We start from the raw sequence: 25,500 nt of genomic DNA on the forward strand, positions 1-25,500 counted from the left end.
ACCTGGTTCATCATCACCATCACCGTCCCGGAAGGGGGCCCCTCGCGTGAGTGTGCTCGACGAGATCATCGAAGGCGTACGCGCCGACCTCGCAGAGCGGCAGGCGCGGGTCACCCTCGACGAGCTCAAGGAGCGCGCCGCCAAGGCGCCGCAGGCCAAGGACGGCGTCGCCGCACTGCGCGGGGACAGCGTCAAGGTGATCTGCGAGGTCAAGCGCTCCAGCCCGTCCAAGGGCGCGCTCGCCGCGATCGCCGACCCGGCCGGACTCGCCGCGGACTACGAGACGGGCGGCGCCGCCGTCATCTCCGTCCTCACCGAGCAGCGCCGCTTCGGCGGCTCCCTCGCGGACCTGGAGGCCGTCAGGGCCCGGGTCGACATCCCGGTCCTGCGCAAGGACTTCATCGTCACCGCGTACCAGCTCTGGGAAGCACGCGCGTACGGAGCGGACCTCGCGCTCCTCATCGTCGCCGCCCTGGAGCAGGAGGCCCTGGTCTCCCTCATCGAGCGCGCCGAGTCCATCGGGCTCACCCCGCTCGTCGAGGTGCACGACGAGGAGGAGGTCGAGCGCGCCGTCGACGCGGGCGCCCGGATCATCGGCGTCAACGCGCGCAACCTCAAGACCCTCAAGGTCGACCGCACCACCTTCGAGCGCGTCGCCCCCGAGATCCCCAAGGGCATCGTCAAGATCGCCGAGTCCGGCGTCCGCGGCCCGCACGACCTCATCGCGTACGCCAACGCGGGCGCCGACGCGGTCCTGGTCGGCGAGTCCCTCGTCACCGGCGGTGACCCGAAGGGCGCCGTCGCCGACCTGGTCGCCGCCGGCGCCCACCCGGCGCTCCGGCACGGCCGGAGCTGACCGCACCATGACCCGCCGCCGCGCCACGCCGACCTCCCCGGGCACCGCCCCGGGGGCCGTCGGTATGCCCCGGGGGCACGTCACACCGACCGTGACCGGCGCCGCCAGTCGCGCCCTGCGCACCCGGCTGCGTACCGCCGCCGCTCCCGCCCACGCACCGCTGGCCCGGGGCTGCCGGCCGCGTGGCTGCCGCGCGCCCGCCCGCCGTGTCCACGGCCGCCGGGTCCGGTACGTCATCGGCTCGGAGCCGGGCCAGGTCAACGGCATGCGATGGCGTCGGCGCCTCGCGCGCCTTCTCACACACGACCACAACGCCTGACCCCACCCTCGGGGCCACCGCCCGATGCGAACAACCGCCGCGCAGCGCGGGGAACCGCTTCGGACCGCCGCCCCGGGGTGCGGGCAGCCGCCCGGACCGAGCCGCAGTGGGCACCGTCCCGCGCCACCCACCCACCCCCGTGTGGGCAATCGTCCCGCAGGGCGTGGGGGTCCCCCCGGACGGAGTCTGGGGGAGGGTGGGCACACGGGACGGCGCCCTTCGCGGGCGCCTCCGCCCCTTGTGCCTGTGCCCGCACCACCTGTGCGGCGCGCACCCGGTGCGGGTTCAGGCGCGGAAGCCTAGGCCCGGCAAGGGGCGCCGTTCCGTTGTGCCCACCCGTTCCGCCCCGGCGGAACGCATGCCCACAACGGGGCGGGCCCCGCGACGGCGCTGTGTGGTGTGTGAGCGGTCCGCGCGCAATAACGTGACCATCGACCGCACGTCACCCGGGGCACCCCGCCCCGCGAGGAGCAGCCGCATGTCCAGCGAGTTCTTCCTTCCCGACCCTGAGGGTCAGGTCCCCAGCCCCGAGGGCTACTTCGGCGCCTACGGCGGCAAGTTCATCCCGGAGGCCCTCGTCGCCGCCGTCGACGAGGTCGCCGTCGAGTACGACAAGGCGAAGACCGACCCCGAGTTCGCCCGCGAACTCAACGAGCTGATGGTCGACTACACCGGCCGCCCGAGCGCCCTCACCGAGGTCCCCAGGTTCGCCGAGCACGCCGGCGGCGCCCGGATCTTCCTCAAGCGCGAGGACCTCAACCACACCGGCTCGCACAAGATCAACAACGTGCTCGGCCAGGCCCTGCTGACCAAGCGCATGGGCAAGACCCGGGTCATCGCCGAGACCGGCGCCGGCCAGCACGGCGTGGCCACCGCCACCGCCTGCGCTCTTTTCGGCCTCGACTGCACCATCTACATGGGCGAGATCGACACCCAGCGCCAGGCCCTCAACGTGGCCCGGATGCGGATGCTCGGCGCCGAGGTCGTCGCCGTGAAGTCCGGCAGCCGCACCCTCAAGGACGCCATCAACGAGGCGTTCCGCGACTGGGTCGCCAACGTGGACCGCACCCACTACCTGTTCGGCACCGTGGCCGGCCCGCACCCCTTCCCCGCCATGGTCCGCGACTTCCACCGGGTCATCGGCGTCGAGGCCCGCCGTCAGATCCTGGAGCGCGCCGGACGCCTCCCCGACGCGGCCATCGCCTGCGTCGGCGGCGGTTCCAACGCCATCGGCCTCTTCCACGCCTTCATCCCGGACGCCGGCGTGCGCCTGATCGGCTGCGAGCCGGCCGGCCACGGCGTCGAGACCGGCGAGCACGCCGCCACCCTCACCGCAGGCGAGCCCGGCATCCTGCACGGTTCGCGGAGTTACGTCCTCCAGGACGAGGAGGGCCAGATCACCGAGCCGTACTCGATCTCGGCCGGCCTCGACTACCCCGGCATCGGCCCCGAGCACGCCTACCTCAAGGACAGCGGGCGCGGCGAGTACCGCGCCGTCACCGACGACGCCGCCATGCAGGCGCTGCGGCTGCTCTCCCGTACCGAGGGCATCATCCCGGCCATCGAGTCGGCGCACGCCCTCGCCGGGGCCCTGGAGGTCGGCAAGGAGCTCGGCAAGGATGCCCTGCTGCTCGTCAACCTCTCCGGGCGCGGCGACAAGGACATGGACACGGCCGCCCGCTACTTCGGGCTCTACGACACCGACGCAGAGGTCGCCGCGGACGCCGGCACCGGCACCGCCGAGATCGAGGGGGACTCCAAGTGACCGGGAACATCCAGCTGCTCAGCGACACCCTCGCCAAGGCGAAGTCGGAGGACCGGGCCGCGCTCATCGCGTACCTCCCGGCCGGCTTCCCGACCGTCGACGGCGGCATCGCCGCCATCAAGGCCGTCTTCGCAGGCGGCGCGGACGTGGTCGAGGTCGGACTCCCGCACAGTGACCCGGTCCTCGACGGGCCGGTCATCCAGACCGCCGACGACATCGCCCTGCGCGGCGGCGTCAAGATCGCCGACGTCATGCGCACGGTCCGCGAGGCCCACGAGGCCACCGGCAAGCCGGTCCTCGTCATGACGTACTGGAACCCGATCGACCGGTACGGCGTCGAGCGCTTCACCGAGGAGCTCGCCGCAGCGGGCGGCGCCGGCTGCATCCTCCCCGACCTGCCGGTCCAGGAGTCCGCCCTCTGGCGCGAGCACGCCGACAAGCACGGTCTCGCCACCGTCTTCGTCGTCGCGCCCAGCAGCAAGGACGAGCGCCTCGCCACCATCACGGCGGCCGGTTCCGGCTTCGTCTACGCCGCCTCCCTGATGGGCGTCACCGGCACCCGCGCGTCGGTCGGCGCACAGGCCGCCGACCTCGTCCGTCGCACCCGCGCCACCGCGGACCTTCCCGTCTGCGTCGGGCTCGGCGTCTCCGACGCCGCCCAGGCCAAGGAGGTCGCCGCCTTCGCCGACGGCGTCATCGTCGGCTCCGCGTTCGTGAAGCGGATCCTCGACGCCGACGGCGACGAGGCCGCGGGACTCGCCGCGGTAAGGGAACTGGCGGCCGAACTCGCGGAGGGTGTCCGCCGCGTTTCGTAACCCATATGGGTGGATCTGCGACCGGGGAGGCACGCACGTGCCTCCCCGGTTCGTTCCTGAGGCGTGAGCGAGACGAACCGTGGTGACGGTACAGGGAGCGCGCGGGAGCGCCTCAGGGAACAGCGTGAGCGAGAGAAGAGCCGCGAGAAGCAGCGACGCGTCCTGATCGTGTCGGCGGCGGTGGTCGGAGTCCTCGGCCTGGCCGCGGTCGTCGGCGTGATCGCCGCGGGCGGCGACAAGGACGGCGGGTCGGACAAGGCGGGCCCGGTCGTCGCGCCGACCGGGGCGATCAACGAGGACGACAAGCCCGCCATCGTCACGGGCAAGGCGGACGCGCCGTCGACGCTCGCGATCTGGGAGGACTTCCGCTGCCCGGCGTGCGCCCAGTTCGAGAACGTCATGCGGGACGCGATCCACGAGCTCGAGGCGTCCGGCGCCCTCAAGACCGAGTACCACCTCGCCACCCTCATCGACGGGAACATGGGCGGCAGCGGCTCGCTGCGCGCGGCGAACGCGGCCGCGTGCGCGCAGGACGCGGGGAAGTTCACCGCGTACCACGACACGCTGTACATCAACCAGCCGCAGGAGACGGACGACGCCTTCGGCAAGAACGCGAAGCTGATCGAGCTGGCGGACAAGGTGCCGGGGCTCGACACGCCGGCGTTCCGCAGCTGTGTGAACGACGGGACGCACGACAGCTGGGTGGTGAAGTCGAACGAGGCCTTCCAGAACGGTGGCTTCCGCGGCACGCCGTCCGTCCTTCTCAACGGAGAATCGATCTTCCCGACGAAGGGGAACGAGCAGATCTCCCCGGAGAACCTGAAGAAGTGGGTCGCCGAGGCCAACAGGGGCAAGAAGCCCGGAACGGCCTCCCCTTCGGCGGGTTAGTTACCCATACGTTGCCGGGTGGGCTGCCGTCCCGCCCGCCCGGCAGGGTAGCGTCGGACCTGCCATGGACCTTGCCTATATTCCCAGCCCGTCGACCGGCGTGATCAATCTCGGACCGATCCCGCTGCGCGGCTATGCCTTCTGCATCATCATCGGTGTCTTCGTCGCCGTCTGGTACGGCAACAAGCGGTGGATCGCCCGGGGCGGCACCGCCGGCACCGTGGCCGACATCGCCGTCTGGGCGGTGCCCTTCGGCCTCGTCGGCGGACGCCTCTACCACGTGATCACCGACTACCAGCTGTACTTCAGCGAGGGTGAGAACTGGGTCGACGCCTTCAAGATCTGGGAGGGCGGCCTCGGTATCTGGGGCGCCATCGCGCTCGGCGCGGTGGGTGCCTGGATCGGCTGCCGCCGCCGGGGCATCCCCCTCCCGGCGTACGCCGACGCCATCGCGCCCGGCATCGCCCTCGCCCAGGCCATCGGCCGCTGGGGCAACTGGTTCAACCAGGAGCTCTACGGCAAGCCGACCAACCTGCCCTGGGCCCTGGAGATCTCCGAGAGCGCGAACCGCGAGGCCGGGACGTACCACCCGACCTTCCTGTACGAGTCGCTCTGGTGCGTCGGCGTCGCCCTCCTGGTCGTCTGGGCCGACCGCCGCTTCAAGCTCGGCCACGGGCGCGCCTTCGCGCTCTACGTCGCCGCGTACTGCGCCGGCCGGGCCTGGATCGAGTACATGCGCGTCGACGAGGCGCACCACGTGCTCGGCCTGCGGCTGAACGTCTGGACGGCGATCGTCGTCTTCGTGCTCGCGGTGGTCTACATCGTGATCTCGGCCCGGGTCAGTCCCGGTCGCGAGGAGATCGTGGAGCTGAGGACCGAGAAGACCGAGAAGAGCGCCACGACCGACAAGGTCGAGAAGAACGAGAAGACCGAGAAGACCGAGAAGGCGGACGACACGGACGCCGAGCCGGAGGACACCACGGCTCCGGCGGACTCCGCGGCTCCGGCGGACTCCGCGGCTGAGGCCGGCTCCGACGAGGACGCGGAGCACGGGGCCGACAACGGCGCCGGGTCCGCCGCCAAGAGCTGATCCGACCGCCTGCGTGCTTCGCGGCAGGACTTCGTAGCGGGCCGAAAGGGCCGTCGGGACCGAGAGGTCCCGGCGGCCCTTCCGTCTGCCGGGGTACGGGTGTCAGGCCGTCCGGGCCGCCAGGGCGAGGACGCGGTGGGCGCCCTCCACCACCGCCGCGTCGACGAAGCGGCCGTCCGGGAGGGCGAGCGCGCCCCGCTCGGTGCCGGCCGCCGCGACGACCTCCCGTGCCGCGTCGATCTCCTCCGGGGTGGGGAGGTAGGCGCGCTCGATGACCGGGAGCTGGCGCGGGTGGATGGCCGCCCGGCCGAGGAAGCCCATGGCCCGGCCGCGGGCGCAGCCGGCGGCCAGCGCGTCCAGGTCGCCGATGTCGGGGTGCACCGACTGGGCCGGTGGCGGGAGGCCGGCCGCGCGGGCCGCGACCACCACCCGGCCGCGCGGCCAGTCGAGGGCGCCGTCCTCCCGTACCCCCAGGTCTGCGCGGAGGTCGGCCTCGCCGAGCGCGATGCCGCGCACGGCGGGGTGAGCGGTGGCGATGGCGTACGCGTGCTCCACGGCGAGGGCGTTCTCCAGGAGCGGGAAGAGGGGGAGGCCCGGGGCGAGGGCGGCGATCCGGTGGATGTCAGTGGCGTGTGTCACCTTGGGTACACGGAGACCGCAGAGGCCGGGGAGGGGGGCCAGGGTGGGGATGTCGTGCGGGGAGTGGACTCGGACGTGGACCGGGACGGGGTGGGGGTCCGCGAGCAGATCGGCCGTGGCGTCGAGGGCGTACGCCTTGCGGTGCGGGGCGACCGCGTCCTCCAGGTCGACGATCACGACGTCGGCCCCTGAGGCCAGGGCCTTGCGGACGATCTCGGGGCGGTCGCCCGGTGCGTACAGCCAGGTGAGGGGGGTGCGGACCCGGCTGAGACCGTCGACGTCCGTCATGGCGCTCATACCGCCCCCTGGTCGCGGAGGGCGTCGATCTCGGCGGGGGTGAGGCCGAGTTCGGTGAGGACGGCGGTGGTGTCGGCGCCGTGGGGGCGGCCGGGCCAGCGGATGCCTCCGGGCGTCTCGGAGAGGCGGAAGAGCACGTTCTGCATCTTGATCGGGCCGAGTTCGGGGTCCTGAACCTCGGTGACGGTGCCGAGCGCCCGGTACTGGGGGTCGTCGACGACGTCCCGGATGTCGTAGACGGGGGCGATCGCCGCCTCCGCTTTCTCGAAGGCCGCCATCGCCTCGTCCCGGGTGCGACGGGCGATCCAGGAGCCGACCGCCTCGTCCAGGACGTCCGCGTGTGCGGCCCGGCCCGTGCCGTCGGCGAACCACGGCTCGTCGATCAGCTCCGGGCGGCCGACGAGCCGCAGCACCCGCTCGGCGATCGACTGGGCGGAGGTGGAGACGGCGACCCAGGAGCCGTCGGCGGTCCGGTAGGTGTTGCGCGGGGCGTTGTTGCGGGAGCGGTTGCCGGTGCGGGGCTGGACGTAACCGAGTTGGTCGTACCAGAGGGGGTGGGGTCCGATGACCGAGAGCATCGGTTCGATGATCGCCATGTCGACGACCTGGCCGCGGCCGGTCGTCGTCCTCGCGGTGAGCGCGGTCATCACCGCGTACGCCGTGGCCAGGGCGGCGATCGAGTCGGCCAGACCGAAGGGGGGCAGGGTGGGCGGGCCCTCGGGCTCGCCGGTGATGGCGGCGAACCCGCTCATCGCCTCGGCGAGGGTGCCGAAGCCGGGGCGGTGGGCGTACGGGCCGAACTGGCCGAAGCCGGTGACGCGGGCGAGGACGAGCCGCGGGTTGACGGTGGAGAGCTCCTCCCAGCCCAGACCCCAGCGTTCCAGGGTGCCGGGGCGGAAGTTCTCCACGATCACGTCGGCGTCGGCGGCGAGCGCCAGGAGGGTGTCGCGGCCGCCCGGCGCCGACAGGTCGAGGGTGATCGTCCGCTTGTTGCGGCCGAGGACCTTCCACCAGAGACCGATGCCGTCCTTGGCGGGGCCGTGGCCACGGGACGGATCGGGCTTGCGGGGATGCTCGACCTTGACGACGTCGGCGCCGAAGTCGCCGAGCATCGTGGCCGCGAGCGGACCGGCGAACAGGGTCGCGAGATCCAGGACGCGCAGCCCGTGCAGGGGCGGAAGGGGGGCGGCGGGCGTGGCGGCTGACGAGCCGGCCGGAGCGGTGGGCGGTGCGGTGGATGGTGCCGTGGACGGGGCGTGGGCGGTCATACGGGGTCGGCCTCCAGGGTGTCGGGGGAGAGGAAGGCCGCCTCGATCTCGACGCGGTACGGCATCGAGGTCGACGCGCCCTCGCGCCGCACGGAGAGCGCGGCGGCGGCCTGCGCCCAGGCCAGGGCCTCCGGGGCGGGACGGCCCTCACCGAGAGCCACCGCGAGCGCGCCGACGAAGGTGTCGCCGGCCCCGGTCGTGTCCACGGCCCGGACACGGGGGGCGGGCACCTCGACCGGATCGGCGCCCCGAGCCGCGTACAGGCTGCCGGCGGCCCCCAGGGTGACGACCACCTCGGGGACGTCCCGGAGCAGGGCCTGGGCGGCCTCGCGGGGGTCGGTCAGGCCGGTGAGCGCGGCTGCCTCGTGCTCGTTGGGCACCAACAGGTCGACGGCGGCGAGGAGTTCGGGGGGAAGGGGCTGGGCCGGGGCGGGGGTGAGGATGGTGCGGACGCCGAGCCGGCGGGCGGTCACGGCGCCCTCCACGACGACGGAGAGGGGGAGTTCGAGCTGGAGGAGCAGGGCGTCGGCGGTACCGATGAGCGCCTCGTCGCCATGGGTCAGGGAGGTGACGGCGCCGTTGGCGCCGGGGACGACGACGATCGCGTTGCCGCCCTCGTCGTCGACGACGATGTGGGCGGTGCCGGAGGAGCCCTCGGCGGTGCGCAGCAGATCGGTGTCCACCGCGCAGTGCTCCAGGGTGGCGCGGAGCCGTACCCCGAAGTCGTCCGCGCCGACCGCGCCGATCATCGCCACCTCGCCGCCCGCGCGGGCGGCGGCGACGGCCTGGTTGGCGCCCTTGCCGCCGGGGATCGTACGGAACGAGCGGCCGGTGACGGTCTCGCCGAGGGCCGGGGCCTTCGGCACGTAGGCGACGAGGTCCATGTTCGTGCTGCCGAGTACGACGATGCTGGTCATGGGCGTACTGCCTCCAGGTGGGTCAGTTCGGCCAGGGTGTCGAAGCCGATGCCGTCGAAGGACGGGACCGAGGTCGAGAGACGGTTCTTGAGAGGGGAGGTCCAGCGCTCGGGCAGCCGGTCGGGGTGACCGGCGAGCAGCCCGGCGACGGAACCGGCGGTGGCGCCGTTGGAATCGGTGTCCCAGCCGCCGGAGACGGCCGCGCAGACCGAGCGGGAGAAGTCGCCGTCGGCGTGGGTGAGGGCGGCGGCGAGCAGGGCGGCGTTGGGGACGGCATGCACCCAGTGGTACCCGCGGAGTTCGGCGTGCAGCCGGTCGACGACCGCGTCGAAGTCGGGCGTGGCGCGGGCGGACGCGATGCCGAGACGGACGGCCCCGGCGAGGCGGGAGCGCGGCGGGATCACGCCGAGCCCGGCGGTGAGCGACTGGTGGACGTCGGCGGTGCCGGTCGCCGCGGTGGCGAGGGTGGCGGCGACGAACATGGCGCCGTAGACGCCGTTCGCGGTGTGGGTGAGCACCGCGTCCCGATGGGCCTGTGCGGCGGCGGCGACCGGGTCGCCCGGACGCGTCCAGCCGTGGACGTCGGCCCGGATCTGGGCGCCGATCCACTCGCGGAAGGGGTTGCGGTGGACGGCGGTCAGCGGGGGTTCCACGCCGTCGAGGAGGTTGCGGTAGGCGACGCGCTCGGCCGTGAAGGTGCGGCCGGCGGGAAGCTCGTCGAGCCAGAGGCGGGCGACGTCGGTGGTGGTGAAGTCGCGGCCGTGCCGCTGGAGGAGCAGCAGATTGAGCAGGGGGTAGTTGAGGTCGTCGTCCTCGGGCATGCCGTCGATGTTCTCGGCGAGGGAGGTGGTGGCGGAGCGACGGTTCCAGGGGTGGGCGGCGAGCAGGTCGTCGGGTACGCCGCGGGCGGTGAACCAGGTGGAGAGGGGCCAGTTGCCCGCGGCGCGGGCGAGGGCGCGGATGGCCGGGAGGGGGAGCTTCTCGACGGGCTTGCCGAGCAGACAGCCGGCGGCGCGGCCGAGCCAGGCGGCGTGCAGGCGGTCGCGGAGTGCGGGGTCTCCCCCCACCCCGCCCCTTCCCGAGACCCTGACGGGACCGGGGGCGCCGTGCGGTGAGGCGGAGCCCGGCAACGGGTGCTGTGCCCACCCTCCCCCAAGCTCTCGGCTTCGCTCGAGCAGGGGGGACCCCCATCGCCCTGCGGGACGATTGCCCACAGCGGTTGAGGCGGGGGCGGGCGTCAGGGCCTCGATCTCGGGGAGGGAGGTCGGTTCCAGCTCTGCCAGAGGTGTGGGGAGGGACCCCAGTGCGGTCAGGAGTTCTTCTGCCAGGGGGCGGAGGTCCGGGCGGGGAGGTTCGGAGGCGCCGGCTGTCGGTGGGGGCGGGGGGCCGCCCGCCATCTGCCAGCGGGTGGCGATCGTCCGCGCGTCGCGGCCGTCCTCCGCCGCCTGGCGGAGTTCGTGGCCCACCAGGTCCTCCGGCTGGACCCACGTCAGGCGGAGGTTCACCGGGCGCCGCTCGTCAGGGCCGTGAACGCCGACTCGTGGGCCCGGCGGCGCTCCGCGTCCCGCGCGAACACCTCGCGGGTCACCTCGGTCAGCGCCCTCGCCGGGGCGTGGAGGTCGAGGCGGCTCGCCTCCGCCACCCGCTTCGCCCAGTCGGCGGGCACCGCGGACTCGCCGTGCAGCGCGCCCACGATCGCCCCCGCCATCGTGGCGATCGAGTCGCAGTCACGGCCGTAGTTGACCGCGCCCAGGACCGTACGGCGGTAGTCGCCCTCGCCGACGATGAGCATGCCGAGGGCGATCGGGAGTTCCTCGATCGCGTGCAGGCGGGAGGGGCGGCGGGCGCCGAGGGAGGGGGAGCGGTAGTCGGGTCCGACCGAGTCGAAGGGGGCCACCGCCTTGCGGAGCGGGGTCAGGGCCGCTTCGAAGTCCGTGTGCCGGGCCGCCACTTCGGCGACCGCCTCGATCGCCGACCGCGTGCCGTCCTTCGCCAGGGCCAGGGCCGCGTCGACCACCGAGGCCGCCGTGGCGCCCGGCACGCACGCCGCCGCCACCGCCGCCGCGAACACGCCCGCCGCCTCACGGCCGTACGAGGACTGGTGCGCGCCCGCGACGTCGAGGGCCTCGGCGTACGCGGCCTCCGGGTGGGCGGCGTTGACGAGCCCGACCGGCGCCATGTACATCGCGGCGCCGCAGTTGACGATGTTGCCGCTGCCGGCCTCGCGCGGGTCCACATGGCCGTAGTGGAGCCGGGTCACGATCCACTTCTCCGCCAGGAAGATCCGCTGGAGCGGCAGCGCCTCCGCCTCCAGCTCGGGGATCCAGACGGGGGAGCCCATGAGTTCGGGGACGAGGTGGTCCGCGACCGCGTACGCGTCCAGGTGGCCGCGGACCTTCTCGTACACCCGGATCAGGGCGTGGGTCATCAAGGTGTCGTCGGTGACGTGCCCGTCGCCCTTGTGGTACGGGGCGATGGGGCGGGCGGTGCGCCACTCGCCGCCGTTCCAGGGGCCGACGATCCCGCTGACGCGGCCGCCGTGGCGTTCCAGGATCTGCTCGGGGGTGTAGCCCTCGACGGGGCCGCCGAGCGCGTCGCCGACGGCGGCTCCGAGGAGACTGCCGGTGATCCGGTCATCCAGTGTGGGTGTCATGTCGGAATTGTCCACCCGGGGCGGTCGGTTCCGTGGCTGCGAGGAGCCCGGCGAGTTCGACCAGATCCGTCCCCGCGAGCCGGGGCAGCGCGCAGCCCGCGAGGGTTCGGCACGCCTCGCGCCAGGTCGGCGGCACCGAACGGCCGCCGCCCAGCGCCCCGGTGAGCGCGCCCGCGAGGGCGGGGGCGGAGTCGGCAACCCGTGAGAGACAGACGGCGGCCGGGACGGCGGCCGCCATCTCGCCCCGCGCGGCGGTGGCGAGCGCGAGCGCCACCGGGACGGTCTCGGCGGCGGCGATGCCGTAGCTGTAGACGTGGTCCACGATCTGGTGCTCCAGGAGCGGGACGAGTTCGAAGGCCGAGCCGGCGGTCTGGGCCAGTTTCACCGCGTACCGGGCGTTGCGGCCGATCTCCGTGACGGGCGGGAGTTCGTCGAGGGCCGCCTCGACGCTCTCGTCGACCGTCGCCCCGCCGAAGGCCGCGGCGACGGCCGCCGCCATCGCGCGGGCGCCGTGGACGCCGTCGCCGTCCTGGGTGTACCGGGCGTCGAACTCCGCCAGTTCGGCGGCGGCGCGCGGGTCGCCGGGGTGGACGAGGGCGAGGACCACGGCCCGTACACAGGCGGCGTCGTCGAAGAAGTGCGGGTTGTCGTGGCCGGTGGCGGGGGGCCGGAGGCCGGTGGCGAGGTTGCCGAGGCCCGCGCGGACGGAGATCCGGGCGCGGAGCGGGAGGACGGCCGACTCGACCTCGGGGGCGCGGGCCGCGGCGGCGGCGACCTGGTCGGCGAGGGCGTTCCAGGCGAGGTCGACGGCGGCGCGGAGACGCCGCTCCGGGGGGAGGCCGGCGAAGAGCGGGCCCGAGGCGGAGAGGACCGCCTCGGCCGTGAAGACCGCCCACTCGGCGTCGTCGGAGGGGCCGAGGCGGAGGGGCTCGGGGGGCTGGTTGAGGGCGATGGGGACGGGGAGGGTGGTCGTGGCGTTCTGCTCCGCGAAGGTGTCGAGTTCGCGGGTGAGGCGGCGGGTCCACTCGGGCATGCGGGCGGCGCGGTGCCGGGCGGCGGGCCATCCGGCGGCGTCGCCTGCGGCGAGGCCGATGAGGAGGCCTTCGACCGCGTCGCGGGCGGGTCTGCGGGGGGCCTCGGGCTCCGGGGCCGGGTGGGCGGCGGCGCCCCAGGAGCCGGTGCCGCGTACGGGGGTGGCGGCCTGTGGGGCGGGGGCCGGTGCGTCGGCGTCCGGCATCGGCGCGTGGGCCTGCGGCGCGAGGTCCAGGGCATCGGCGCCCCGCACCGGCGGCGCCGTCAGGTCCTGGTGGGCGCCGTGAAGGGGGCCGGAACCCGGCATCGGGGGCTGTGCCCCCCCTCCCCCAAGCTCTCGGCTTCGCTCGAGCAGGGGGGACCCCCATCGCCCTGCGGAACGATTGCCCACAGCGGGGCCGGCGGGGCCGGCGGGGCCAGCGGGGTCAGCGAGGGCGGCGGGGCCAGCGGGTACTGCGAGGGCGGCGGGGCCAGCGGGGCCAGCGGGGTCAGCGGGGGCCGCGAGGGCAGCCGGGCCACCCGGGTCAGCGGGGGCCGTGGTCGTCGTGGTCGTCGTCAGGTCCGCGCTCATCAGGATTCTCCCTCCGGGGTCAGCAGGTCCGCGACGTCCAGGACGTGGTAGCCGCGCATCGACGGGAGGCAGCTGCCCGTCACCGGGGTGATGGCCGTGGCCCAGGTGTCGGGGATCGCGCGCAGGCCGCCGGCCGCGCCGGCCAGGGCGCCCGCGACCGCCGCCGTGGTGTCGGCGTCGCGGCCCATGTTGACGGCCGTCAGGACCGCCGTACGGAAGTCGCCGCGGGCCGCGGCGAACGCGCCGAACGCCAGGCCCACCGCCTCCGGGGCCAGGTCCGTCCAGGGGTAGCCGCCGATGACGACCGCCGAGCGGACCTGGCGTTCACGGGTGAGCGGGTCCGGCTGGACGCGCTGGGCGGCCACCACCGCGCGGCGCAGCGAGCGGGCCGTCCACGAGTCCATCGGGACGACCGAGAGGGCCGCCGCGATCACCGAGGTCACGCTCGCCCCCGTCATCGCCGCCGCGACGCCCGCCGCGACCGCCTGCCCGCCGTAGATGCCCTCGCCGTCGTGGCTGACGCTGCCGTCGATCGCGACGAGACGGGCCGCCTCCGCCGGACGTCCGGCCGCGAACACCCCGAAGGGCGCCGCGCGCATGGCGAGACCGTCGCTCCAGGCATGCCGGTGCTGGGCGGAGATGGGGGCGGCGAGGCCCCGCCTGAGGTTCTCCAGGGTGCCGCGCTCCGAGAACCCCGCACCGCGGAACGGGCCCTCGTCGAGGTCGGCGATCCAGTGGTGCCAGGCCCGTTCGACGTGCTGGACGGTGAGGGCGGAGCCGTGCCGGGCGAGGAGCAGCGCCGAGAAGATGGCGTACTCGGTGTCGTCGGTGCCGGCCGGGCTGTCCGTCACGAAGCCCTCGATCCGGCCCCAGCGGCGGCGGATCTCGGAGGGCCGCATGTTCTCGGCGGGCGCGCCGAGCGCGTCGCCGACGGCGAGTCCGAGAAGCGCCCCTCTCGCCCGTTCACGCGTGTCGCATGCCGTGGTGGTCGCCATCTCCGTGGCCCCTTCCTCGGTGGGGGCGCATCGATGGCACCCCTATGTCTGGATCTGTGCCACCACGGGCCGGGAACTCGCCGAAGAAACGTCTCTGTCACCCGCCTGACACCACGCCAGAACCCGGTTCACGCAGCAAGGCACGCCTTAGTAAGTACGGCCTGCCTTGCTGGCACGCCCCTTACATCGCGCGTATTTTCGAAGGAGTTGGGGGCGGCGGGAGCAACCCGGCCCGCCGGAACGAGGGGAGAGCCATGTCCATCATCGAAGCTCAGGCGCCACTGCACGAGGCCCACCGCGACAACCACACGCACCGCGACGTGAACGGCGGTTGGCTGCGCCCCGCCGTGTTCGGCGCGATGGACGGACTCGTCTCCAACCTCGCCCTGATGACCGGTGTCGCCGGTGGCGCGGTCTCCCCGCAGACCGTCGTCATCACCGGCCTCGCCGGACTGGCGGCCGGCGCCTTCTCGATGGCCGCCGGCGAATACACCTCCGTCGCCTCGCAGCGCGAACTCGTCCAGGCGGAACTGGACGTCGAGCGCCGTCAGTTGCGCAAGCACCCCGTCGACGAGATGGAGGAGCTCGCCGCGCTCTACGTCTCCCGTGGGGTCGAGCCCGCGCTCGCCCGCGAGGTCGCGATGCAGCTGTCGAAGGACCCCGAGCAGGCCCTGGAGATCCACGCGCGCGAGGAACTCGGCATCGACCCGGACGACCTTCCGTCGCCGACGGTCGCCGCGGTGTCGTCCTTCGGCTCCTTCGCGCTCGGCGCGCTGCTCCCCGTCCTGCCCTATCTGCTCGGGGCGACCGCCCTCTGGCCCGCCGTGCTGCTCGCGCTCCTCGGCCTCTTCGCCTGCGGCGCGCTCGTGGCTCGGGTGACCGCCCGGGGCTGGCTCTTCAGCGGACTGCGCCAGCTCGTCCTCGGCGGGGCCGCCGCGGCCGTCACGTACGGGCTCGGCATGCTCCTCGGGGCCGCGCTGTAGCCACGTACCCCTTATATACGCGTACTCGTACGCGCCGACGGTGGGCCCCCGGACCGGGGGCCCACCGTCGTTTTCGGGGCATAGGCCTCGAAAACGCTGTGACGTATATCCCTGGTCCGATCCGCCGCTGCGGTGAGACACTATGCAGGACGCCACATATGTAGCCGGTTACCCGGCGGTTTCGAACCCGTGACCAACGGGAATGAGGCATGAGCGTCGCTGGGCAATGAGGCCCACACTGCGACGGGTCGCCGTATACCCGGAGAGCTCTTCGGGTCATCCGATCCGTCCCCGCGGGACAGCTCCTGTCGCCGCACCCCACAGCTGAACCCCGCTGAACCCGGTGAACCCCACAGGTGAACCCACACCACCGCTGCGTGTCCGCGGTGTCCGCATGCTGGAATGAGCTATCCACTTCGCGAGAAGCCAGCCATCATGTAACCTGCACGAAATTTCGCGGAGGGCCAACGTCGTCCCTCGGCAGCTGCATATGCCAATACGACGACGGGAGAGCCGATGCGTTCCGACGCCTGGTCGCCCATGGACGGTCGCCCCGCTCCGCAGGGGATGTACGACCCCCGTAACGAACACGACGCCTGTGGTGTCGGGTTCGTGGCCACCCTCACCGGTGTAGCCAGTCACGCACTGGTCGAGCAGGCGCTGACCGTACTGCGCAACCTCGAACACCGCGGCGCCACCGGCTCCGAGCCCGACTCCGGAGACGGCGCGGGCATCCTGCTCCAGGTCCCGGACGCCTTCCTCCGCGAGGTCACCGACTTCGAGCTCCCCGCCGCGGGCGCCTACGCCGTCGGCATCGCCTTCCTCCCCGCCGACGGCCCCGCACAGGCCGTCGAGCGGATCGAGGCGATCGCCGCCGAAGAGAACCTGAACGTCCTCGGCTGGCGCGAGGTCCCGGTCGCCCCCGAGCTGCTCGGCGCCTCCGCCCGCTCCACCATGCCGGTCTTCCGCCAGCTCTTCGTGGCGGACACGGACGGCACGGACGGCGCGGCCACCGGCATCGCCCTGGACCGCAAGGCCTTCGTCCTGCGCAAGCGCGCCGAGCGCGAGGCCGCGACGTACTTCCCGTCGCTCTCCGCCCGCACGATCGTCTACAAGGGCATGCTGACCACCGGCCAGCTGGAGCCCTTCTTCCCGGACCTGTCGGACCGCCGCTGCGCCACCGCGGTGGCCCTGGTCCACTCCCGGTTCTCCACCAACACCTTCCCGAGCTGGCCGCTGGCCCACCCGTACCGCTTCGTCGCCCACAACGGTGAGATCAACACCGTCAAGGGCAACCGGAACTGGATGACGGCCCGCGAGGCCCAGCTCGACTCCACCGTCTTCGGCGAGGGCTCGCTGGACCGGATCTTCCCGATCTGCACCCCGGACGCCTCCGACTCGGCCTCCTTCGACGAGGTCCTGGAGCTGCTCCACCTCGGCGGCCGCTCGCTGCCGCACGCGGTCCTGATGATGGTCCCGGAGGCGTGGGAGAACCACGAGACCATGGACCCGGCCCGCCGCGCCTTCTACCAGTACCACGCCACGATGATGGAGCCCTGGGACGGCCCGGCCTGCGTCACCTTCACCGACGGCGTCCAGGTCGGCGCGGTCCTCGACCGCAACGGTCTGCGCCCCGGCCGCTACTGGGTCACCGACGAGGGCCTCGTCGTCCTCTCCTCCGAGGTCGGCGTCCTCGACATCGACCCCGCCAAGGTCGTCCGCAAGGGCCGCCTCCAGCCCGGCAAGATGTTCCTCGTCGACACCGCCGAGCACCGCATCGTCGAGGACGACGAGATCAAGGCCGGCCTCGCCGCCGAGAACCCGTACGCGGAGTGGCTGGAGACCGGCGAGATCGAGCTCTCCGACCTCCCCGAGCGCGAGCACATCGTGCACACCCACGCCTCGGTCACCCGCCGCCAGCAGACCTTCGGCTACACCGAGGAAGAGCTCCGCGTCATCCTCGCCCCGATGGCCCGCACCGCCGGCGAGCCCCTCGGCTCCATGGGCACGGACTCGCCGATCGCGGCCCTCTCCGCCCGCCCGCGGCTGCTCTTCGACTACTTCACCCAGCTCTTCGCGCAGGTCACCAACCCGCCGCTCGACGCCATCCGCGAAGAGCTCGTGACCTCCCTGCGCTCCTCGCTCGGCCCCCAAGGCAACCTCCTGGAGCCGACCCCGGTGTCGTGTCGCAGCGTCACCCTGCCCTTCCCGGTGATCGACAACGACGAGCTGGCCAAGCTCATCCACATCAACGCCGACGGCGACATGCCCGGCATGAAGGCCGTGACCCTCTCCGGCCTCTACCGGGTCTCCGGCGGCGGCGAGGCCCTCGCCACCCGCATCGAGGCGATCTGCGCCGAGGCCGACACCGCCATCGAGGGCGGCGCCCGCCTCATCGTGCTCTCCGACCGGCACTCCGACGCCGAGCACGCGCCGATCCCCTCGCTGCTGCTCACCGCGGCCGTCCACCACCACCTCATCCGCACCAAGCAGCGCACCAAGGTGGGGCTGCTCGTCGAGGCCGGTGACGTCCGCGAGGTCCACCACGTCGCCCTGCTCATCGGCTACGGCGCCGCGGCGGTCAACCCGTACCTCGCCATGGAGTCCGTCGAGGACCTCGTCCGCGCCGGCACCTTCATCGAGGGCCTGGAGCCCGAGCAGGCCATCCGGAACCTGATCTACGCCCTCGGCAAGGGCGTCCTCAAGGTCATGTCCAAGATGGGCATCTCCACCGTCGCCTCCTACCGCGGCGCGCAGGTCTTCGAGGCCGTCGGCCTCGACGAGACCTTCGTCGCCACGTACTTCAACGGCACGGCCACCAAGATCGGCGGCGCCGGTCTCGACGTCGTCGCCAAGGAGGTCGCCGCCCGCCACGCCAAGGCGTACCCCGTCTCCGGCGTCCCCTCGGCGCACCGCGCCCTGGACATCGGCGGCGAGTACCAGTGGCGCCGCGAGGGCGAGCCGCACCTGTTCGACCCGGAGACCGTCTTCCGCCTCCAGCACGCCACGCGCAACAAGCGGTACGACATCTTCAAGCAGTACACGGAGCGGGTGAACGAGCAGTCCGAGCGCCTGATGACGCTCCGCGGCCTCTTCGGCTTCTCCTCCGGCCGGGAAGCGATCCCGATCGACGAGGTCGAGCCGGTCTCCGAGATCGTCAAGCGGTTCTCCACCGGCGCCATGTCGTACGGCTCCATCTCCCGCGAGGCGCACGAGACCCTCGCCGTCGCCATGAACCAGCTGGGCGCCAAGTCCAACACCGGTGAGGGCGGCGAGGACCCGGACCGCCTCTACGACCCGGCCCGCCGCTCCGCGATCAAGCAGGTCGCCTCCGGCCGCTTCGGCGTCACCAGCGAGTACCTGGTCAACGCCGACGACATCCAGATCAAGATGGCCCAGGGCGCCAAGCCCGGCGAGGGCGGCCAGCTGCCCGGCCACAAGGTGTACCCGTGGGTCGCCAAGACGCGTCACTCGACGCCCGGCGTCGGCCTCATCTCGCCGCCGCCGCACCACGACATCTACTCCATCGAGGACCTGGCTCAGCTGATCCACGACCTCAAGAACGCCAACCCGGTCGCCCGCATCCACGTGAAGCTGGTCTCCGAGGTCGGCGTCGGCACGGTCGCCGCCGGTGTCTCCAAGGCCCACGCGGACGTCGTCCTCATCTCCGGCCACGACGGCGGAACGGGCGCCTCCCCGCTGACCTCGCTGAAGCACGCGGGCGGTCCCTGGGAGCTCGGCCTCGCCGAGACCCAGCAGACGCTGCTGCTCAACGGCCTGCGCGACCGGATCGTCGTCCAGACCGACGGCCAGCTCAAGACCGGCCGTGACGTCGTCATCGCCGCGCTCCTCGGCGCCGAGGAGTTCGGTTTCGCGACCGCGCCGCTCGTCGTCTCCGGCTGCGTCATGATGCGCGTCTGCCACCTGGACACCTGCCCCGTCGGCATCGCCACCCAGAACCCGGTCCTGAGGGACCGTTTCTCCGGCAAGGCCGAGTTCGTCGTCAACTTCTTCGAGTTCATCGCCGAGGAAGTCCGCGAGATCCTCGCCGAGCTGGGCTTCCGCACCCTCGAAGAGGCCGTCGGCCACGCCGAGCTGCTCGACACCAGCCGCGCCGTCACCCACTGGAAGGCGCAGGGTCTCGACCTGGAGCCGCTCTTCTACGTGCCGGAGCTGCCCGAGGGCGCGGTCCGCCACGCCCTGGTCGAGCAGGACCACGGCCTGGAGAAGGCCCTCGACAACGAGCTGATCCAGCTCGCCGCCGAGGCCCTGAACGCCGCCTCCGCCGAGGAGGCCCAGCCGGTCCGCGCCCAGGTCGCCATCCGCAACATCAACCGCACGGTCGGCACCATGCTCGGCCACCAGGTCACGAAGAAGTTCGGCGGCGCCGGCCTCCCGGCCGACACCATCGACATCACCTTCACCGGCTCCGCCGGCCAGTCCTTCGGCGCCTTCCTGCCGAGCGGTGTCACCCTCCGTCTGGAGGGCGACGCCAACGACTACGTCGGCAAGGGCCTCTCCGGCGGCCGCGTGATCGTCCGCCCCGACCGGGGCGCCGACCACCTCGCCGAGTACTCGACCATCGCGGGCAACACCATCGGGTACGGAGCGACCGGCGGCGAGCTGTTCCTCCGCGGCCGCACCGGCGAGCGCTTCTGCGTCCGTAACTCCGGCGCGCTCGTCGTCTCGGAGGGCGTGGGCGACCACGGCTGCGAGTACATGACCGGCGGTACGGCCGTCGTCCTCGGCGAGACCGGGCGCAACTTCGCGGCCGGCATGTCGGGCGGTGTCGCCTACGTCGTCGACCTCGACCGCGACAACGTCAACTCCGGCAACCTGGGCGCGATCGAGGCCCCGTCGGACGCCGACAAGGCGTGGCTGCACGACGTCGTGCGCCGTCACCACGAGGAGACCGGCTCCACGGTCGCCGAGAAGCTGCTCGCCGACTGGGACGCCAACGCCGACCGGTTCAGCAAGATCATCCCCACCACGTACAAGGCAGTGCTCGCCGCCAAGGACGCCGCTGAGCTCGCCGGTCTCTCCGAGGCCGAGACCACCGAGAAGATGATGGAGGCGGCGACCCATGGCTGACCCCAAGGGCTTCCTGACCACCGGACGCGAGGTCGCCGAGACCCGCCCCGTGGCCGAGCGCGTCCGGGACTGGAACGAGGTCTACGTCCCCGGCTCCCTGCTGCCGATCATCAGCAAGCAGGCCGGCCGCTGCATGGACTGCGGCATCCCGTTCTGTCACAACGGCTGCCCCCTCGGGAACCTGATCCCCGAGTGGAACGACTACGCCTACCGCGAGGACTGGGTGGCGGCGCAGGAGCGCCTGCACGCCACCAACAACTTCCCGGAGTTCACCGGCCGCCTGTGCCCGGCTCCGTGCGAGTCCGCGTGCGTGCTCGGCATCAACCAGCCGGCCGTCACCATCAAGAACGTCGAAGTCTCCATCATCGACAAGGCCTGGGACACGGGCGACGTCAAGCCGCAGGCGCCCGAGCGCCTCTCCGGCAAGACCGTCGCCGTCATCGGCTCGGGACCGGCCGGTCTCGCCGCTGCCCAGCAGCTGACCCGGGCCGGCCACACCGTCGCCGTCTACGAGCGCGCGGACCGCATCGGTGGACTCCTCCGGTACGGCATCCCCGAGTTCAAGATGGAGAAGCGGCACATCAACCGCCGTATCGAGCAGATGCGCGCGGAGGGCACCAAGTTCCGCACGGGCGTCGAGATCGGCCGCGACATGCCGGCGACGGCGCTCCGCAACCGGTACGACGCGGTCGTCATCGCCGCCGGCGCCACCACCGCCCGCGACCTGCCCGTCCCGGGCCGTGAGCTGGCCGGCATCCACCAGGCGATGGAGTACCTGCCGCTCGCCAACAAGGTCGTCGAGGGTGACTTCGTGGCCCCGCCGATCACCGCCGAGGGCAAGCACGTCGTCGTCATCGGCGGCGGCGACACCGGCGCCGACTGCGTCGGCACGGCCCACCGCCAGGGCGCGGCCTCGGTCACGCAGCTGGAGATCATGCCCCGCCCGGGCGAGGACCGGAACGCCGGCCAGCCCTGGCCGACCTTCCCCATGCTGTACAAGGTCACCTCCGCGCACGAGGAGGGCGGCGAGCGGGTCTACTCCGTCTCCACCACCCACTTCGAGGGCGACGAGGACGGCAACGTCCAGTTCCTCCACCTCATCGAGGTCGAGTTCGTCGGCGGCAAGCTGACCCAGAAGCCGGGCACGGAGCGCAGGATCCCCGCCCAGCTGGTCACGCTCGCCATGGGCTTCACCGGCACGGACGTCGAGAACGGCCTGGTCGCCCAGTTCGGCCTGGCCCTCGACGAGCGGGGTAACATCGCCCGTGACGCGGACTTCGCCACCAACGTCGATGGCGTCTACGTCGCCGGGGACGCCGGCCGAGGCCAGTCGCTGATCGTCTGGGCCATCGCCGAAGGCCGCTCCGCGGCCCGCGGCGTGGACCGCTACCTGACCGGCGCCAGCTCCCTGCCGGCCCCGATCCGCCCGACGGACCGTTCCCTGATGGTCTGATCCCGCCGGATCACCCCCAAGACGTCCCGTACAACGACGTACGGAACTGAGCGCGGCGCCCCCCGAATGTCCCCGACCGGACGACTGGGTGGGCGCCGCGGTGCGTGCGGGGGAGGCGGGTACGTGCGGTGGCGGGTACGTGCGGTGGGGGGGCGACATGCCGGGAGGTGCCGTACCCGGCCCCCGGATAAATCACTGGCCGACGGTCGTGCCCGAAGGAGAGCATGACGCCATGACCTCTCTCGTACGACACGTGACCATCGACTGCGCCGACCCCTATGCCCTGGCCACCTTCTGGGCGCAGGTGCTGGACGCCAAGGTCTCCGACGACGACCAGCCCGGTGACGAGGAGGCGCTCGTCGAGTCGGCCGGTGCGGGACTCCTCTTCATCCAGGTGCCCGAGGCGAAGGCCGGCAAGAACCGCGTCCACCTCGACCTCCAGCCGCAGGACCGTACCCGCGACGAGGAGGTCGAGCGGCTGCTCGGCCTCGGCGCCGTGATGTTCGACGACCGCAGGAACCCGGACGGCACCGGCTGGGCGACCCTCACGGACCCCGAGGGCAACGAGTTCTGCGTCGAGCGGAGCGCCGCGGAGCGCGCCGCCACCTCCTGACACCTGCGGAACCTCCGGAGCAATCCGGACAGTGGCTGTCTGGTATCCGGTGTTTCCTGAGCGCATGGAACGCATGGAACGCATGGGAGACACCGGAACCACCTGGTCGGCCTTCGAGGCCGCCGAACCCGAGCTCGCCGCGACCGTGCGCGAGCGCTTCGGGCAGTACACCCACCACGCCCTCGCCACCGTGCGCAAGGACGGTTCGCCCCGGCTCAGCGGCATCGAGGCGAACTTCCGCTTCGGCGAACTCTGGCTCGGCATGATGCCGAACTCCCGCAAGGCCCTCGACCTGCGCCGCGACCCCCGCTTCGCGCTGCTCGCCAACCCGGGCTCCGGCACGGACATGGGCGGCGGGGACGTACGCGTCTCGGGCCGGGCGGTCGAGGTCACCGACCCCGGGACCGTCGACCGGTTCGCGGCCGACGCGGGCGCGCCCCTGCCGTTCCACCTCTTCCGGGTGGAACCGGCCGAGGTCGTACGGACCTGGGTGGACGGCGACGAGATGGTCCTCCACAGCTGGGCGCGGGGGCGCCCGACGCGGATCTACCGGCGCGGCAACGACGACAGCCCGCCGCGCCGGGAGCCGCACCCCTAGGCCCAGAATGGGAGATGTGTCAGCGACCAAGAAGAAGACCCAGGCGAGCGCCGCACCCGAGCGGCGCCGTGACCTTCTCGGCACCGCGGCGGAGGTGTTCGCGGCCCAGGGCTACAACGCCACCACCGTCCGCAAGATCGCGGACGCCGCCGGGATGCTCGCAGGCAGCCTCTACTACCACTTCGACTCCAAGGAGTCGATGCTCGACGAGATCCTCTCCACCTTCCTCGGTGAGCTGTGGGAGGGGTACGACGCCGTCCTCCACGCCGGGCTCGGGCCGCGCGAGACCATCGAGGCCCTCGTCACCGAGTCCTTCCGGGAGATCGACCGGCACCGCGCCGCCGTCGCCATCTACCAGAAGGAGTCCCGGCACCTCACCGACCAGCCCCGCTTCCAGTACCTCACCGACTCGCAGCAGAAGTGGGAGAACGCCTGGCTCGGCACCCTGAAGCGCGGGGTCGAGGCGGGGGTCTTCCGCGCCGACCTCGACGTCCGCCTCACCTACCGGTTCCTCCGCGACACCGTCTGGGTCGCCGCGTCCTGGTACCGGCCGGACGGTCCGCACAGCGCCGAGGAGATCGCCCGCCAGTACCTGTCCATGGTCCTGGACGGAGTCGCCGCACGGACCTGAGCCGTACGGGCCCGAGTCGTACGTCCCCGAGGGGGGTCCGGCTGTGAGGTCGCCCACGTCACAGGGCCCTGGTCAGGTCTGATCCGTCCAGGCATCGATCCGGCGGGGCGGGAAGGTCCCGAGGCGCACTATTGTTCCGGTAGAGACATCCGGGGCTCGTATCACGCGTTCCGGTAGAGACATCCGGGGCCCGTATCGCGTGTTCCGGGTAGAGCAGCCGGGGCCCGCATCGCCAGGTGCGGGCCCCGCCTGCGCCGCGAGCACCGGCCAGAAAGGCACGCATGACCCGCTCCGAACGCCCCAACAAGCGCAACCCCCGCACCGCCCAGGCGAAGTCCACGTCACAGCCGAAGGGCTCCCGCGGCGGGCGCCGCCCCACCGCGCCCCCGCCGCCGAGCGAGTTCACGCCGCCGGAGACGGTGACGCCCGCGCTGCCCGCCGTGGCCGCCTTCGCCGACCTCGACATGCCCGAGGGCCTGCTGCGGACCCTGGGTGAGCAGGGCGTCACGGAGCCGTTCCCGATCCAGGCCGCGACCCTCCCGAACTCGCTGGCCGGCCGTGACGTGCTCGGCCGGGGCCGTACCGGATCCGGCAAGACCCTCGCCTTCGGACTCGCGATCCTCGCCCGCACCGCGGGCCGCCGCGCCGAGCCCACCGCGCCCCTCGCCCTCGTCCTGGTGCCCACGCGCGAGCTCGCCCAGCAGGTGACCGACGCCCTCACCCCGTACGCCTCCGCGCTGCGGCTGCGGATCACCACGGTCGTCGGCGGCATGTCCATCAGCCGCCAGTCCTCCGCGCTGCGGCGCGGCGCCGAGGTCCTCATCGCCACGCCCGGCCGGCTCCACGACCTCATCGAGCGGGGCGACTGCCGGCTCGACCAGGTCGCCGTCACCGTCCTCGACGAGGCCGACCAGATGGCCGACATGGGCTTCCTGCCGCAGGTCACGAAGGTGCTGAAGCAGGTCGAGCCGGGCGGGCAGCGGCTGCTGTTCTCGGCGACCCTCGACCGGAACATCGACCGCCTGGTCAAGATGTTCCTCGACGACCCGGTCGTGCACTCGGTCGACCCCTCGGCCGGCGCCGTCACCACGATGGAACACCACGTCCTGTACGTGGCCGACGAGACCGACAAGAAGGCCGTCACGCTGCGGATCGCGGCCCGCGACGGCCGGACCATCCTCTTCATGGACACCAAGCGGTCCGTGGACCGGCTGGTCAAGCGGCTCCTCGCCAACGGCGTACGGGCCTCCGGCCTGCACGGCGGCCGTTCGCAGCCGCAGCGGAACCGGACCCTGGACCAGTTCAAGACCGGCCAGGTGACCGCCCTCGTCGCGACCAACGTGGCGGCGCGCGGCATCCACGTCGACGACCTCGACATGGTCGTCAACGTCGACCCGCCCATCGACCACAAGGACTACCTGCACCGCGGCGGCCGGACCGCCCGCGCCGGTGAGTCCGGCAGCGTCTTCACCCTGGTCCTGCCGGAGCAGAAGCGCGACATGGGCCGCCTCATGACGAACGCGGGCATCAGCCCCCGTACGGCCCAGATCAAGTCCAGCGACGAGCAGCTGGTCGACCTGACCGGCGCGCGGGAGCCCTCGGGCGTCCCGATCGTCATCGAGACCCCGCAGCCGACCCCGCCGCGCAAGGCGACGGCCTCCGGCAGCGGCAGCGGCGGCAACCGTCGGCGCCGCCGTCCGGCCCCCGCGGGCGGGGCGACCGGTACGGGCTCGGGCTCGGGGCGTTCCGGAGCCACGGGCACGGCCTCGGCCCGCGCCGCGGGTTCCACCGGTGGTTCGGGGCGCGGCACCGGCTCGGTCCGGGGCTCCGGCTCCGGCGCGGGCGGCGGGCGCGGTACCTCCGCCGGTGCCGGCGCGGGTCGCGCCGGCCGCCAGGCGTCGGGCACCGGCCGCGCACGGAGCGCCGGCAGCACCCGGAGCTCCCGACCGAGGTCGACCGACTCGTAGTACCCGTAGGAACGGAAGAAGCTCCCGTACGGGAAGCGTGACCGCCGGGGCCCGGGGGA

General features: G+C 72.9%; 20 protein-coding genes. 13 read left to right on the forward strand and 7 right to left on the reverse strand.

The genetic code is table 11. The annotated features are described in order from the left end of the window. Positions 1-46 precede the first annotated feature (46 nt). From trpC to lgt, 6 genes are all read left to right on the forward strand, one after another. Positions 47-856: an indole-3-glycerol phosphate synthase TrpC gene (gene trpC / locus ACIRB7_RS27655; RefSeq protein ID WP_403603626.1), complete on the forward strand. Its 810-nt coding sequence runs from the start codon at positions 47-49 to the stop codon at positions 854-856. Between the two features lie 64 nt (positions 857-920). Then, positions 921-1,175, forward strand: a complete 255-nt coding sequence (trpM, locus tag ACIRB7_RS27660) for a tryptophan biosynthesis modulator TrpM (protein ID WP_403603753.1) — start codon at positions 921-923, stop codon at positions 1,173-1,175. Positions 1,176-1,653: 478 nt separating this feature from the next. Next, on the forward strand, positions 1,654-2,940 hold the full coding sequence (trpB, locus tag ACIRB7_RS27665; RefSeq protein ID WP_403603628.1) for a tryptophan synthase subunit beta: 1,287 nt from the start codon (positions 1,654-1,656) through the stop codon (positions 2,938-2,940). Beyond that, positions 2,937-3,755, forward strand: coding sequence for a tryptophan synthase subunit alpha (trpA, locus tag ACIRB7_RS27670; protein ID WP_351213108.1), 819 nt, complete (start codon positions 2,937-2,939; stop codon positions 3,753-3,755). The genes trpB and trpA overlap by 4 nt, the downstream gene beginning before the upstream one ends. A gap of 63 nt (positions 3,756-3,818) precedes the next feature. Beyond that, a complete protein-coding gene (locus ACIRB7_RS27675) occupies positions 3,819-4,643 on the forward strand; it encodes a DsbA family protein (RefSeq protein ID WP_403603631.1) in 825 nt (274 codons plus the stop codon). A 64-nt stretch (positions 4,644-4,707) separates the two neighbouring features. Further along, entirely contained in the window at positions 4,708-5,733 is a 1,026-nt protein-coding gene (lgt, locus tag ACIRB7_RS27680; protein WP_403603633.1) for a prolipoprotein diacylglyceryl transferase, read from the forward strand. 102 nt (positions 5,734-5,835) lie between these two features. On the opposite strand, the gene ACIRB7_RS27685 is transcribed toward lgt, so the two are convergent. The 7 genes from ACIRB7_RS27685 to ACIRB7_RS27715 all read right to left on the reverse strand — a co-directional run bounded on the left by ACIRB7_RS27685 (position 5,836) and on the right by ACIRB7_RS27715 (position 14,105). Next, a complete protein-coding gene (locus ACIRB7_RS27685) occupies positions 5,836-6,669 on the reverse strand; it encodes an HpcH/HpaI aldolase/citrate lyase family protein (protein WP_403603635.1) in 834 nt (277 codons plus the stop codon). Beyond that, entirely contained in the window at positions 6,666-7,937 is a 1,272-nt protein-coding gene (locus ACIRB7_RS27690) for a CaiB/BaiF CoA transferase family protein (protein ID WP_403603637.1), read from the reverse strand. The genes ACIRB7_RS27685 and ACIRB7_RS27690 overlap by 4 nt, the downstream gene beginning before the upstream one ends. Continuing rightward, the gene (gene rbsK, locus ACIRB7_RS27695) at positions 7,934-8,854 is read right to left on the reverse strand and encodes a ribokinase (RefSeq protein WP_403603639.1); all 921 of its coding nucleotides are present in this window, start codon (positions 8,852-8,854) and stop codon (positions 7,934-7,936) included. The genes ACIRB7_RS27690 and rbsK overlap by 4 nt, the downstream gene beginning before the upstream one ends. Continuing rightward, positions 8,851-10,359 carry an ADP-ribosylglycohydrolase family protein gene (locus ACIRB7_RS27700; RefSeq protein WP_403603641.1) on the reverse strand — a complete coding sequence of 503 codons (1,509 nt, stop codon included), beginning with the start codon at positions 10,357-10,359 and terminating at the stop codon, positions 8,851-8,853. The genes rbsK and ACIRB7_RS27700 overlap by 4 nt, the downstream gene beginning before the upstream one ends. After that, complete coding sequence (locus tag ACIRB7_RS27705; protein WP_403603643.1) at positions 10,356-11,507, reverse strand: ADP-ribosylglycohydrolase family protein; 1,152 nt, start codon at positions 11,505-11,507, stop codon at positions 10,356-10,358. Before ACIRB7_RS27705 ends, ACIRB7_RS27700 begins: the two co-directional genes overlap by 4 nt. Further along, positions 11,488-12,744: an ADP-ribosylglycohydrolase family protein gene (locus ACIRB7_RS27710; protein WP_403603755.1), complete on the reverse strand. Its 1,257-nt coding sequence runs from the start codon at positions 12,742-12,744 to the stop codon at positions 11,488-11,490. The genes ACIRB7_RS27705 and ACIRB7_RS27710 overlap by 20 nt, the downstream gene beginning before the upstream one ends. Before the next feature lie 365 nt (positions 12,745-13,109). Continuing rightward, entirely contained in the window at positions 13,110-14,105 is a 996-nt protein-coding gene (locus ACIRB7_RS27715; RefSeq protein ID WP_403603645.1) for an ADP-ribosylglycohydrolase family protein, read from the reverse strand. A gap of 254 nt (positions 14,106-14,359) precedes the next feature. On the opposite strand from ACIRB7_RS27715, the gene ACIRB7_RS27720 reads away from it, so the two are divergent. The 7 genes from ACIRB7_RS27720 (at position 14,360) to ACIRB7_RS27750 (ending at position 25,441) form a co-directional block, all read left to right on the forward strand. Then, positions 14,360-15,088 (forward strand): VIT1/CCC1 transporter family protein, encoded by a 729-nt coding sequence (locus tag ACIRB7_RS27720; RefSeq protein WP_403603647.1) that lies wholly within the window; start codon positions 14,360-14,362, stop codon positions 15,086-15,088. Positions 15,089-15,604: 516 nt separating this feature from the next. Beyond that, entirely contained in the window at positions 15,605-20,179 is a 4,575-nt protein-coding gene (gene gltB / locus ACIRB7_RS27725) for a glutamate synthase large subunit (RefSeq protein WP_403603649.1), read from the forward strand. Next, a complete protein-coding gene (locus ACIRB7_RS27730; protein ID WP_403603651.1) occupies positions 20,172-21,632 on the forward strand; it encodes a glutamate synthase subunit beta in 1,461 nt (486 codons plus the stop codon). The genes gltB and ACIRB7_RS27730 overlap by 8 nt, the downstream gene beginning before the upstream one ends. A 232-nt stretch (positions 21,633-21,864) precedes the next feature. Beyond that, on the forward strand, positions 21,865-22,245 hold the full coding sequence (locus ACIRB7_RS27735) for a VOC family protein (RefSeq protein WP_403603653.1): 381 nt from the start codon (positions 21,865-21,867) through the stop codon (positions 22,243-22,245). A 64-nt stretch (positions 22,246-22,309) separates the two neighbouring features. Next, positions 22,310-22,843, forward strand: coding sequence for a pyridoxamine 5'-phosphate oxidase family protein (locus tag ACIRB7_RS27740; RefSeq protein WP_403603655.1), 534 nt, complete (start codon positions 22,310-22,312; stop codon positions 22,841-22,843). A gap of 7 nt (positions 22,844-22,850) precedes the next feature. Beyond that, positions 22,851-23,474, forward strand: a complete 624-nt coding sequence (locus ACIRB7_RS27745; protein ID WP_403603657.1) for a TetR/AcrR family transcriptional regulator — start codon at positions 22,851-22,853, stop codon at positions 23,472-23,474. Positions 23,475-23,755: 281 nt separating this feature from the next. Then, the gene (locus tag ACIRB7_RS27750) at positions 23,756-25,441 is read left to right on the forward strand and encodes a DEAD/DEAH box helicase (protein ID WP_403603659.1); all 1,686 of its coding nucleotides are present in this window, start codon (positions 23,756-23,758) and stop codon (positions 25,439-25,441) included. Positions 25,442-25,500: the final 59 nt, after the last annotated feature.

It is taken from the genome of Streptomyces sp. NPDC093795 (genome assembly GCF_044764665.1).
Lineage (GTDB): Bacteria > Actinomycetota > Actinomycetes > Streptomycetales > Streptomycetaceae > Streptomyces.